The organism is Rhizobium sp. NXC14 (assembly GCF_002117485.1).
Taxonomy (GTDB): domain Bacteria; phylum Pseudomonadota; class Alphaproteobacteria; order Rhizobiales; family Rhizobiaceae; genus Rhizobium.
In genome coordinates, this window is the sequence record NZ_CP021032.1 from 469,010 (window position 1) to 481,072 (window position 12,063).

A 12,063-nucleotide genomic window follows, 5' to 3' on the forward strand; every position below is an offset into this window, starting at 1 on the left:
GATCAGAACATCCCACTCGACATCATCTCGACGATAGCAGGCGCCAGCACCAGAAGCAGGATCGACACGACGATCAACATCGCCGGCATGACAATCTTGGCCTTCAGCTTCTCACTGGCCCTGTCGGCCTTTTCCCAGCGGCGGAAGCGCAGGTCGCGCGCATGTTCGCGCAAAAGCTCGACGCGGTTGCTGCCCTCGACCTCGCCCTGGATGACGGCGCGGATGACGCGCACCACCTCCTCGGCCGTCATGCGCGCCTCCAGGCGCTGCAGCGCCTCGATCATGCCGGTGCCGAGCGCCACGTCCTTCAGCGTCTGCTCGATCTCCTCGGTCATCACGGTGCCCGGTGCTGCCTCGGCATAGAGCCGCAGGCTTTCCGGCAGGGTCGCCTGCGCCTGCTGAGTCATGACGACGAGATCGAGGAAATAGGGAAATTCGCGCGAGATGCGTTCCTTGCGGTCCTGCATCTTGTCGTCGGCGACGACCCAGAAGTAGATGGCGGGGATGAAGCCGAGGATCAGGCCGGCGGCTAGCCCGCCGATGACGCTGCCGCTCGCAATGCCGAACAGCATACCGAGCAGGATGAAGCCGAAGAGGCTGAGGACGACGAGAAGGGCGATATATTCACGCCCCGTCACGCCGCCGAAGGGCCGGCCGCCATAGATCAGCTTCTTTTCGAGCTGCGCACCGAAATCGGCCAGAAGCGGCTCGAACTGCCTCAGCACGAATTCGACCGGCGTGCGCATGCCGATGCTGTCGACGATATTCGGAGGCGGCCCGTCGCCACCGGCCGACCGCCGCACCACCTTGATGCTGCCGAGGAGATCGCCGATCCACCAGACGATGAGCGCCGCAGTGACGCCGGCAAGGACGATGATGATCGGGGCAAGGGGGAGTTCCGACATCATACCGACACCTTCATCATCGAGCGCATCCAGAAGAACCCGGTGGCATAGAGAATGGCGCCGACGATCGCGATGACGATGCCGATGGCGTTGCCGAACACCTTGTCGATCAGCTCCGGCTGGCCGAAGAAGATCATCAGGATCATGAACAGCGCGCCGCCATTGACGACGCGGAAGTTCATCCGCGCCTGTGACGACGAGGTGCTGATCTTCTGGTCGAGCTTCCAGATCTCCTTGAAGGATTTCGACATTTCCGTCAGCGGCTCGGATATGTCGCCGCCTTGGCGGGCAAACAGGCCGAGGGCGGCGTCAACCATCTTGAAATGCAGGCTCGGCACCGTGCGGCCGTGGCGGTCGAGCGCTTCGACCAGTCCGATGCCGAGCTTCTGTTCGCGGGCGATGCGCTCGAATTCGCGCGAGGCCGGCATCTGGCCGGTGTCGGCGACCGCATTGACGGCGACAGCGAGCGGCTTGCCGGTGCGCACCGCCGAAACGATCTGGTCGACGGCATAGGGAAGCTGCGATTCGATCTGCAGCCAGCGGCGCCGCAGGAAATAACGGATCGTCGCCTTGGGCAGGAAGAAGGCGACGGGAATGGCAACGACGATGCCGAAGATCGGCCCGAAGATCAGCGAGATCAGAGCGAAGACGATGATGGCGGTGATGGTATAGGCGAGGATCATCGTATAGGGCGGCACGGCGTCGCGGCCGAAGACCTGGGCCGCTTCGCTGGCGAGCGCGATATCGCGTTCGGTGGCGCGAAGCAGCGGCGCCGGCCATTGCATCGGCGCGCCCCAGACGAGCAGCCCCGCCGTCACTGCGCCGAGGGCGATCGTCACGATCTGCAGAAGGCTGATGTCCATGGTTCCACCCTCAAACGAACATATCGAGGTTCTTGATCTCGCCGTCTTCGCCGAAGGCGACGAGTTCGGCGACGAAGCTCGGCAGATAGCCGGTGAAGGCATGCACCGCCTGGCCGCCGGCGCGGCCGACGAGATTGAAGATCGGCTCGACGATGATGAGGCCGGTATCCGGATCGATGCCGATCACCTCGGATATTTCGGTGACGGCGCGCCGGCCGCTTTCCAGGCGGTTGAGCTGCACGACGAGCTCGACGGCGGCGACGATCTGCTGGCGGATCGCCGTCACCGGCAGCGAGCTCTGGCCCTGCAGCACCATCACCTCAAGGCGGGTCATCATGTCCTGCGGCGTGTTGGCATGCGCCGTCGTCATCGAGCCGGCATGGCCGGTGTTCATCGCCTGCAGCATGTCGATCGCCTCGGCGCCGCGGCACTCGCCGACGATGATGCGGTCGGGGCGCATGCGCAACGCATTGCGCACGAGGTCGCGGATGGTGACGCTGGTTTCGCTCTCCGCCGTCTTCGGCCGCGATTGCAGGTAGACAACGTGAATGCCGTCGAGCTGCAGTTCGGACGTGTCCTCGACGGCAACGACGCGCTCGCCGACCGGAATGAATTGCGACAGGCTGTTCAGCAGCGTCGTCTTGCCGGAGCCGGTGCCGCCTGAGACGACGATATTCTTGCGAGCGCGCACCGCCGCCTCGAGGAAGGCGCGCATCGGTTCACTGAGGGCGCCGGCGGCCACCAGCTTGCTGATATCGAGCCGCGACTTGCCGCCGAACTTGCGGATGGTGAGGCAGGCGCCCTTGACGGCGAGCGGCGGGATGACGGCGTTGACGCGCGAACCGTCCGGCATGCGGAAGTCGGCCATTGCCTCGCTCTCGTTGATAGAGCGGTTGGAATCGACGGCGATGCGCTCGATCACCTTCATCAGCTGCCGCTCATTGGCGAAGGCGAAGGGATAGCGTTCGAGCAGTCCGAATTTCTCGACATAGATCTCGTCGTACCGCGTCACCATGATTTCCGAGATGACGTCGAGATCCATCAGTTCCGAGATCGTGCCCCAGCGATACATCAGCTCCTCGATATTCGAGCGCAGGTGCATATGGGCGATCTCGTAGCGGTCGCCGGCGTTGAACAGCGCCTGCCTGGCCTGGAAGGCGGCGCCGAACTTGGTGTCGAGCTGCGCGAAGTCGGAACGGGTGGATTCGAAGTTGAGCTTCAGCTGCAGCGCCGAGATCAGCGCCTTGCCGACATCGAAGAGCCGGCGGTTGTCCTGCTCTTCGCGTGCGAGGCTTGCCGCATTCGATGCGCCGTCGCGCCGGCCGGTGCGGGCAATGCGTTTTGCCAGCCACCGGTAGACGGCGTTCTTGATGACGAGGATGACGAGATCCTGCGGTGCGGCGTCCAGCGCCTCCTTGATGAACAGGTCGAGGCGCTCGCGGATGCGGCTGCGCGTCTCCTCGCGGCCGAAATCGGAGGATTTCACCAGCCGGTCATATTGCGTGTCTTTTAGCAATCGCTCATGGATTTCCATCTGCAACGCCAGCACCCGCTCCTGGTCCGGAAACTGCGTCACCGCCTCCGGCGCCGCCGCCGGCTCGACCAGTTCGATCGTGACATTCGGCACCCAGATCGACATGCCGGCCGAGACCGCCACCGGCGTGCCGGCCCGAAGCGGCTGGTCGTCGACCCGGGTCGGGTTGCGGCCATGATGCTGCACCGACCATCCCTGGCCGGACTTGCGCAACACGAATTGCGGCGAGGAGACGTGGCTGCCGCGCAGGCGCACGACGCCGGCGCCGGCGGGAAGCGAAAGCGTGCTGCTTTCGCCGACGAAATAGGTCTCGTTCGCCGAGAGCGGGATCACCTCCCGTCCGCTGCCGTCCTCATAGGAAATCTTCAACAGCATGGCTCAATCCCCGAAACGATCACATGCGCGTCCAGTTGATGCTCGGCAGGTCTTCGACGCTGTTATCCGTCGGATTGCGCAGCACGAGGTTGAGGCTGCCGTTCGCCTGGCCCATGGCGAAGATCAGCATCTCGGCTTCCGACGGCGTCACCTCGACCGTCACGTGATTATAGCTGCTATTGGCCTTGGTGACCGCACCTTCCGGGGTGGTCGCCGCCCCGACGGCGAGCACCTTGACGTTTTGCAGGAAGGTGCGGGTGACGACGCGGGTGCGCGAGCTGATGCCGAGCTTGTAGTCCTGCGCCTGCTTCCGGTAGGCGTTGATGTCGTTCTCGTCGGCGCCCGGATATTGGGTGAGATAGTTCTTCAGCATCTGCTCGACCGGCGAGGGCGGCTGGGCCGGAGCCTGCGGCTGCGTGGTTGCGGCGGGCGTCTGGCCGGGTGCGGCCGGTGGCTGCCCGGGGGTTCCGGGCTGCACCGCGGCGGGCGGCGCCACCGGCTCGACCGGTTCGTCGACGGTGCCGAGAATATCGACATAGCTGCCCGGCTCGACGAAATGGCCGACGGCCTCGGCGGCATTGACCGGCAGGGTCAGCGCCCGCTTGCCGGGCGCGATCATCGTCGTCAGCCGACCGCCGTCGGTATCGTCGAAATACTGGAAGAGCAGCACCGAGCCGGCCGGAATGTCGGCCGCCGCCGTCCGGTCCTTCAGCCATTCCTGATAGGCGCTGGCGGCAGGCACGGCGAGCTTGGCGAGCGCCCCGAAGCTTTCCGGCAGCATCACCGGTTCGGCGAGCATGTCGGGGGTGATCGCCTGTCCTCTCGTCACCTTCTTGTCGGGCTGGAGCCGCATGAAGGCATAGGCCACCTGCTCGTTCTTGACGCTCTCTGTCCAGAAGTAGAGGAGAACGCCGGTGATCAGCCCGACGATCACAGCGGCAATGAGCTTCCAGTTCATGGTGTTGTTCCTTCGACGAAGGGTTGCCTGATTTGAATGACCTCAACGGTCCTGCCGTCGGTTCTGCTTCTGGTGTAGAGAACATTGGCTTCGACGCTGCCGCGCCGGCCGTAAAGCGCGGTGACCCCGCCGCGCTCGGCCGGCGGCGTTTCGATGGTGAAGCCGTCGCGGACGAGCAGGTCGGCGCGCTGACCGGACCAGCGCGCGGCGGCGAGCGTGCCCTTCGACACGACCGTGCGCGACATATGGCCTTTGTCATGGTCGCCGATATCGCTCAGCACCTCGACGCCGGCCGGCGGACGCAGCGACGTCGGCAGCTTGGCGACATCGGCAGGGGCGGCGAAGGCCGGCAGGGTGGCGGCGACATCGTCGAAGCGGCTCATCAGCACTTCGGTCATCGGCGCATCGGCAGGCCGGCGGATCATGATCGAGACGCCCGGAATCGGCGCTCTCGTCGAAGGATCGTTCGGATCCTGCTGTCTCATATAGTCGAGCGCAGCCTCGCCGTCGCCGTCGAAGAAGCGCACGACAACGGCGAGATCGTCGCGGATCCGGCTCACCTTCGGGACGATCATCATGTTGGCGGCGATGACGGCGGTCAGTTCCTCCCGGTCACTGCTTTTCGGCATGGCCGGCCGGGTATTGGCGGCCAGCACCCGCAGCCACTCGTCGGTAATATCGGCAATGCTGCGATCGCTCTGGTAGGGCGTGAACTCGAGCGGCTGGCCGTTGATGACGAGATCGCGCGGCGCCCGTTCCGGCGTCCCGAGGATGCCCGCCAGCATCGAATTCAGCGTCACCCGGATATCCTTGTAGATCTCGGCGCGGCCGGGTGTGCCCATGACCACGGCGAGGCCGACGACCAGGGCGGTGCCGAGGAGATGAACGGAGATGCGTGAGCGCTGTGCCATGTCACTTCGCCCCAGGAAAGACGCCGTCGAAGAGATCGCCGGAATCGCTGGCCACATCGCGGATTTCCCGGCGCAGCGTCGGATCGTAGCCGCGGCGCGTGGTATCGTTGTTGTGCGAGATAAACAGCGTCGAGTCGTCGACCGTGAACGCATCCTTCCAGCGGATGCTGCGGATGGTGTCGAGATCGTCGGAATCCCTGAACTTGTAGACACGGTCGGCGGTCGCGGTGACGAGCTGCGGCTTCTCGTCGGCGAGCTCGCCGACCATATCGCCGAAGTCGCGACCATTGCCTTTGAGGGTTTTCTGCACGTCATCCCAGACAAAGGTCCGCTGAGGATCGCCGTCGCCTTCATGCGACGGGGTGCGCGAGCAGTTGATCGCGTCTCCCCCAGGCAGGGCCGGCAAGGCCGGGATCGGGAAGACGTTGGAGAAATCAGAGGTGCAATTCAGGCCGGACGCCTCGGCGAAGGCGGCATTGCGCATGGCGAGCATGGTCGCGACCTTCTTGGTGGAGATCTTGTTGGCGTGAATGACGAAGATCACGATCAGCAGGATAACCGGCGCGGCGAGCACGAATTCGATCGAGGCAAGACCGCGCCGGTCGCGGTGCAGCCGCATCATCAACCCGCCGGCCGGAGCGTCACCGGCTTGCTCAGTGTGTGTTGACGGCAGCCCAGGCATTGGCTCCTCCCTGGTCGAAGACGCGTGTCAGGCCGGTGAAACTGTCGGCGGCCGGGCTTTGTTTGATGGTGCCGGAAACCGCGCCGATATCGTCGGCGAGTGTCGCTGGCGCCAGCGAGGCAAGCCAGTCCTGCGTATAGAGATCAAAGGCCGTGTAATTATGGACCCAGCTCTGCGCCAGCGCATAAGCGGACGGCGTCTTGTCCTTGAACAGGCGAACCTGGAGCCTGGCGCGCGGCGCACGCGAAACGATCGCCAGCGTCTGGTAGTCGGTGAGCTGGTCGCCGCCGAAGGGCGTGAAGTTGAAGGGAATGCGTCCCTTCAGCCAGTAGGGCTTCGGAAAGGAGAGAAGCGGCAGACTGACACCGGTCACCGAGATCGCCCCGCCCCCAGGGCCGCAGACCTGGTTCCAGATCATGTCGAACTTGCGGGTGAAGTCGTTCTCGTCCTTGGTCTGTTTGTCGGAATAACGCGGCGGCACGTCGATCGGCAGCTGGAAGGGGTTGGTGATGCCGAAGCCGACGCCGAAGACCTTGTCGGCGATCCAGAAGCTGGCATCGAGCGCCAGTTCCTGCCACCAGCTGAGATCGCCGGCATATTGCTCGACAATCGCCTTGAACGGGACCTTGCTCAGATAGGCCGGCCCAAAGGCTTCGTAGAAGATGTAGAACTCCACCAGCTGATTGTCGATGCCGCTTTCGTGGTTGACCCAGTCGCGGATATGGCTGCCGTCGACTCCGCCTGCCGTCAACGGACCCTTGCCGTCGGGGAAGCCGCGATTGGCGTATTCGCCGCGCATCAGGAGCGGATCCTGTCCCTGAGTGCCATAGGACATGGCAAGGCACATTTCGGTATAGGCGGCGGCTGGATTGACGCCGTCGCGGTCCACCGGCAGGTTGCCGCCGGCGCCTTCTCCGGCCTGACCGCAGGATTCGCAGGGCGGATGGAAGACGACGTGATCCGACTTGTTCAAACGAACCAGATGCAAGGCGTCGTTGCCGACCCGCTCGGGAAAGCTTTCGACCAGATAGTCGTTGAGATCGTTCATCGCATCGATGATGTCGCTGGACTTATTGATCAGACCCAGCGGATCGTATTTGACCTGCGCCGCCACCGTATAGGCGATCGCCTTGGTGGCTTCGGTCGCCCGGAACCCCTGGAACGCCAGGCAGGCGCCATAGATGATGCCGCCGACGATCGGGACCTTCTGCCAGCCGGGGCAGTAGGGCATCGGAGGCAACGGCGGCAGGAGCGAGGCCGGTCCGAAGCCTTCGGTGAAGGAATATTGAGCGAGTTTCGCCAAAATGGCGGCCGAGCGCAGGGCCAGTTCCGCGGTGGTCAGCTGATAGGCGACCGAGGTCGCCATGACCACGGTGGCCTGCGAGGAGGCGACATTGTTCATCGCCATGATGTTGAGATAACGCGCCTCCCAATCGGCATGGATGAGTGCGGCGGCATCGGCGGTATCCTGGGTGCGCTGCTTGTCGTAGATCATCTGCCCGGTGTTCAGGATCCAGACGATCATCAGCGCCAGCGCAATCGTCATGTAGAGGATGATCGGAGACAGGAAGCCGCGCTGGTCGCGGTGCAGGCGATGGATGAAGGACGGTGTCATAACAGGTTCACCTCCGCCGTCGAAATCGTATAGTAGCGCCCATCCTTCCGCTGGCCGCGGGCAAAGACCCAGCCGGCATATTCGAGCAGCAGGAAGCGCGCTTCGACCTTGGCCGTCACGGGCACATGCGGCGAGCGGTTGATGGCGGCATAGAGCGCCATCGGGGCGCGGTCGACGGTGACCGTAACGTTCTGCGGGTCGAACATGTAGCGCGCCTGGTTGCGCATCGCGCGCCAGTTCTTCGACAGGCCCGAGGCGTCGGCAAGGCTCTTCAGCGCCTCTTCCGGCGGCTGGCAGGCGCCGACGCATTTCAGCTGGTCGTAGGGAGCGGCCGGGATCAGCGCCAGGCGGGCGGCAAGATCGGCCTTGCCCGCTGCAGCGTCGTTATCGCAGGTCTTGGGGCCGATGAAGCTGTGGATGGTGATCGGCAGGGCCGGGCAGAAATAGACGCGGGCGCTGCGGGCCGCCGCATAGGCGGCATAATGGGTGAAGAGGTGGTTCTTCGCCAGGATCGTGAACTGGAAGACCACGAACATGAAGAAGACGAAGATCGGCGTGACCAGCACGAAATCCATCATCGTCGTGCTGCCTGACATATCGCCGTGAAGCTCCGATATCCGCCGCCGGCGGGCGGAAAGCCGCGGCAGCAGCAGCATCGAGGTTAGCAACAGCATGGCGATGACAAAGGTGCCGAGAAGCGCGCCGTGATCCTGAGGAATCCAGAAGGTCCGCGAGTGCAGGATCGAACTCCAGAAAGCACCGTCGAAAGTGGGGCGTTCGAGTTCCGCGCGCATTGCCGTTACCTCACGAGGGCAAGAGGGGTGAAATCAGGCATGAACAGGCACCAGAGAAGTCCGAGGGCGGCGGCGACGCCGAAACGGACGGTATGATGGGTTTCGCGCGGCTTCAGCACCGAAGCGGCGCTTCGAATGCCGACAGGCAGAAGCAGGGCGAACAGTCCGACGTTCCGCGCCAGCGCGCCCCATTGAACCCGCCGCGCCATCGATAAAACCGCAATCATGCCGCCGATCATCAGCGATGCGAGCATCACGTCGATGGCGGGCCAGAGGCCGAGAACGGCGCCGAGCGCCGCCATCAGCTTGACATCGCCGCCGCCGCAGCTTCCGGCTGCGAAGGCGATAATGAAGATCGTGCCTGCAGCAAGCAGGCCGGCGAAAGCCAGGCCGATCCCTGCCAGACCGCCGCTGATCGCTGCCAGCATGAAGCCGGCAAGCAGGCAGGGATAGGTCACGGCGTTCGGGATGTGACCATGGCGGTGATCGAACACCGCCGCGGTCGTGGCGCAGGCGACGGCAAGAGCCGCCGCCGCTGGCATCTGGGTCAGATCGTAGGTCATATCCATGACACGGATCCGCTTATTGGCCCGGCTCGGGGATCCTCTCGGCGCTGGTAAGGGCCTCGTTCTTCTCGTTGAACCATCCGGCGATCTTGGTGCCGAATGCGAGCAGGATCAGCATGAGTGGAATGACGATCAGGGCGACGGCCAGGACGATCTGGGCCATGTCGCCGCGTTCGTCCTTGTGAAGTGCAATTGCGAGAGTCTTGAGTTTTCCAAACATCTGCGTATTCCTCGTTCCTTGGTTTGTTTCGGATCGAAGACCTTAGTGAAGAAGAAGCGAGCATACGCTATCGATCCGAACCAGCACGTTGCTCGTTCCAATGATTTTTTCTGCTTCTGCTTTTCTTCCCCGGTCGCCAACGCTTGTTGAGCAACATCATTAAGACCCAAGAGTGCGCCCAAGGCCAGCCCTCCGTCAAGCAAACGGAAGGCAGGGTTCCAATTGTCTTGGAGGCGTCGCTTGAAGACATGCGGTTGACGGTGACGTTTTCACGCTAACCGGCTGATTAAGCGATAATTTTTTCGGGTGAGGCATGCAGTGAAGCCGTTTTTGCAAATATCGTCAGCTGCTCCATTATTGGCCAATTGTTTCAAGGTGATAGAACAGACGGAAGCAACGCGCCCATAGTGGCGGGCGGGCGAGGGCGCCCCCATGGCATTGCTTGCCGATCTGGATTAAGCTTGTCTTCAATATTGGGTATGGCCAGTCAGTCGTTCCGGAGACAAAACCATGGAAACGATGAGCAGCGTCTTGATACTTGCATTGGTCCTCATTCCACTGATGCTGTTCTTTCCGACTGCGGTTCAGATGATGGTGACGCTGTTCGGCATGAGCTCCGTCCTTGTCGGGATGCCGCTCTGATGAAGGCCGTTTCCGACGACGCTGCCGAACAGGCGACCTTCCAGGTTCTGACCCGGGCGCTGGACAAGCTCCTGGCGCCCATCCGCTTCCTGCTCGAGGATCCGAGCGTTTCCGAAATCCTGATCAACGGAACCTCCGACATCTTCGTCGAAAGGCGAGGCAAGCTCGAGCGCGCCGATACGCGCTTTGCCAGCCGCGAGGATCTGGAATCGGCGGCGCGCAGCATCGCGCAATTCTCAGGCAAGCGGCTGACGCCGGAGGAACCGAGCGTCGAAGCCCGTCTGCCGGACGGTTCGCGCGTGCAGATGATCCAGCCGCCGGCCGCCCGAACCGGGCTCTGCATCTCCATCCGCCGCTTCCTGAGAGAACATCGCAGCATTCGCGACCTCGTCACCCAGGGCAGCCTGACGGAGGAGTCGCTGTCCTTGCTGCAGGCGGCGGTCGGGCTGCAGAAGAATGTCATCATCTCCGGCGGCACCGGCACCGGCAAGACGACGATGCTGAACGCGCTGTCGGAAGCCTTCGCCGATCATGAGCGCGTCATCGTCATCGAGGACACCTCGGAACTGCAGATCCGCAAGGAGCATGTGGTCTATCTCGAAGTCACCAAGCCCGACAGGTTCGGTCGCGGCGGCGCCAGCATTCGCGAGCTGTTCCGCTCTTCCTTGCGAATGCGGCCGGACCGCATCATCGTCGGCGAGTGCCGCGGCGGCGAAGCGCTGGATATGATCCAGGCGATGACATCGGGTCATAGCGGCAGCCTCTCGACCGTGCATGCCAATACGCCCTACGACGCGCTTCACCGCCTGGAAACCCTGGCGCTGATGTCGGATATCGACATGCCGCTGCGGCCGCTGCGCTCACAGATCGCTTCCGCCGTCGACGTCGTCGTCCAGATTGCCCGGTTCAAGCGCACCGGGCGGCGACGGGTCATCGAAATTTCCGAGATCAAGGGCCTCAATGATGACGGCCAGTATGTCGTCGAAAGCATCTACAAGCTCGACGGCGGCGGCCATTCCAACGCAGATGGAGAGCTGCGCTGGACAGGCGCCGTACCGAGCTTCGCCACGGAAGCCTTTGAGGAGCTGGGAAGCAGCCAGGCGGAGCTCCCGAGCTGGATGAAGCCGGTGGCGACCGCTCACCGGCCTGAGTAAAGCGGAGATCGGTCTGGCCGAGCTCGACACGATCGCGAGCGACCTCGCCGTTCATCTCCTGGCCTAAGCTGCGATCTTCTGCCAGACGGAGACATGTCGATCGCTGACCTTTGTGAACGGCTCCTTTTTCCAGCCGCCCCATCGGTCTTTGAGTTTCAGGCCGGCCAGCCGCGCCATAAGGTCGAATTCCGCTGGCCATGCATAACGAAACGGGACCGAGAAGCTTCGGTAGTTCCCGTCCCGCATCCGGATGTGATGGGACGTGAAGTTCTGGCTTACCACGTCAAACTCGTCGACACCCCAATGCGTCTCGCTGCGGTCGAACGCCAGGATCGTCTCGCCGAGCGGAAGCCGCTGAAGCGGCGGGACGCCAACCTCGATCAGGAAGCGCCCGCCAGTTTCAAGATGCGCGGCCGCGTTCTGAAAGCAGGCGACCTGGGCTTCCTGCGACGTCAGATTGTTGATCGTGTTGAAAGCCAGATAAACCAGGGAAAAGCGCCTCTCGACACGGGTTGTCGCCATGTCGCCGATCACGACCGGAATCTCCGCGCCGCCCTCTTTGGCGCGAAGGCGAGACACCATCGCTCGCGACAGCTCGATGCCTTCTACCTCCACCCCTTTCCGCGCAAGAGGCAGCGCCAGGCGCCCGGTCCCGATCGCGAATTCGAGCACGCGCCCGCCGCCTGCGACCTCGGCCAGGAGATCGACCGCCGGATCAACGACCTCCGGGGCCGAGATCCCGTCAGCATCGTCGTAGGAAGCGGCGACCTCATCGTCAAAGAAACCATCGTCGTGCATCTTACTTACCTCTCTGATAGCGGTTGCCTGAGGACCGGGAGTGCCA

The 12,063-nt window shown here is 63.3% G+C and carries 13 protein-coding genes; 2 read left to right on the forward strand and 11 right to left on the reverse strand.

All coding sequences use genetic code 11. The annotated features are described in order from the left end of the window. Positions 1–2 precede the first annotated feature (2 nt). The 10 genes from NXC14_RS26510 to NXC14_RS26555 are packed head-to-tail and all read right to left on the reverse strand — an operon-like array spanning position 3 to position 9,423. Positions 3–908, reverse strand: coding sequence for a type II secretion system F family protein (locus tag NXC14_RS26510; RefSeq protein ID WP_085780993.1), 906 nt, complete (start codon positions 906–908; stop codon positions 3–5). Beyond that, positions 905–1,768 (reverse strand): type II secretion system F family protein, encoded by an 864-nt coding sequence (locus tag NXC14_RS26515; protein WP_085780994.1) that lies wholly within the window; start codon positions 1,766–1,768, stop codon positions 905–907. The genes NXC14_RS26510 and NXC14_RS26515 overlap by 4 nt, the downstream gene beginning before the upstream one ends. A 10-nt stretch (positions 1,769–1,778) precedes the next feature. Then, on the reverse strand, positions 1,779–3,677 hold the full coding sequence (locus NXC14_RS26520) for an ATPase, T2SS/T4P/T4SS family (RefSeq protein WP_085780995.1): 1,899 nt from the start codon (positions 3,675–3,677) through the stop codon (positions 1,779–1,781). 19 nt (positions 3,678–3,696) lie between these two features. Continuing rightward, complete coding sequence (locus NXC14_RS26525) at positions 3,697–4,635, reverse strand: RcpC/CpaB family pilus assembly protein (RefSeq protein ID WP_085780996.1); 939 nt, start codon at positions 4,633–4,635, stop codon at positions 3,697–3,699. Beyond that, positions 4,632–5,546 (reverse strand): hypothetical protein, encoded by a 915-nt coding sequence (locus tag NXC14_RS26530; protein WP_085780997.1) that lies wholly within the window; start codon positions 5,544–5,546, stop codon positions 4,632–4,634. The genes NXC14_RS26525 and NXC14_RS26530 overlap by 4 nt, the downstream gene beginning before the upstream one ends. Before the next feature lies 1 nt (position 5,547). Beyond that, positions 5,548–6,228: a hypothetical protein gene (locus NXC14_RS26535; RefSeq protein ID WP_085780998.1), complete on the reverse strand. Its 681-nt coding sequence runs from the start codon at positions 6,226–6,228 to the stop codon at positions 5,548–5,550. After that, positions 6,200–7,843 (reverse strand): Tad domain-containing protein, encoded by a 1,644-nt coding sequence (locus NXC14_RS26540; RefSeq protein ID WP_085780999.1) that lies wholly within the window; start codon positions 7,841–7,843, stop codon positions 6,200–6,202. The genes NXC14_RS26535 and NXC14_RS26540 overlap by 29 nt, the downstream gene beginning before the upstream one ends. After that, positions 7,840–8,637, reverse strand: coding sequence for a TadE/TadG family type IV pilus assembly protein (locus NXC14_RS26545; protein WP_085781000.1), 798 nt, complete (start codon positions 8,635–8,637; stop codon positions 7,840–7,842). The genes NXC14_RS26540 and NXC14_RS26545 overlap by 4 nt, the downstream gene beginning before the upstream one ends. A gap of 5 nt (positions 8,638–8,642) precedes the next feature. Beyond that, positions 8,643–9,206 (reverse strand): prepilin peptidase, encoded by a 564-nt coding sequence (locus NXC14_RS26550; protein ID WP_085781001.1) that lies wholly within the window; start codon positions 9,204–9,206, stop codon positions 8,643–8,645. Positions 9,207–9,219: 13 nt separating this feature from the next. Further along, complete coding sequence (locus NXC14_RS26555) at positions 9,220–9,423, reverse strand: hypothetical protein (RefSeq protein ID WP_085781002.1); 204 nt, start codon at positions 9,421–9,423, stop codon at positions 9,220–9,222. 510 nt (positions 9,424–9,933) lie between these two features. Between NXC14_RS26555 and NXC14_RS33905 the strand changes: the two genes are divergently transcribed. Both NXC14_RS33905 and NXC14_RS26565 read left to right on the forward strand, forming a co-directional pair. Beyond that, positions 9,934–10,065, forward strand: coding sequence for a hypothetical protein (locus NXC14_RS33905; RefSeq protein ID WP_257784635.1), 132 nt, complete (start codon positions 9,934–9,936; stop codon positions 10,063–10,065). Next, on the forward strand, positions 10,065–11,219 hold the full coding sequence (locus NXC14_RS26565) for an ATPase, T2SS/T4P/T4SS family (protein ID WP_245362218.1): 1,155 nt from the start codon (positions 10,065–10,067) through the stop codon (positions 11,217–11,219). Before NXC14_RS33905 ends, NXC14_RS26565 begins: the two co-directional genes overlap by 1 nt. Before the next feature lie 63 nt (positions 11,220–11,282). On the opposite strand, the gene NXC14_RS26570 is transcribed toward NXC14_RS26565, so the two are convergent. Further along, positions 11,283–12,017, reverse strand: coding sequence for a class I SAM-dependent methyltransferase (locus tag NXC14_RS26570; protein ID WP_085781003.1), 735 nt, complete (start codon positions 12,015–12,017; stop codon positions 11,283–11,285). Between the last annotated feature and the right edge of the window lie 46 nt (positions 12,018–12,063).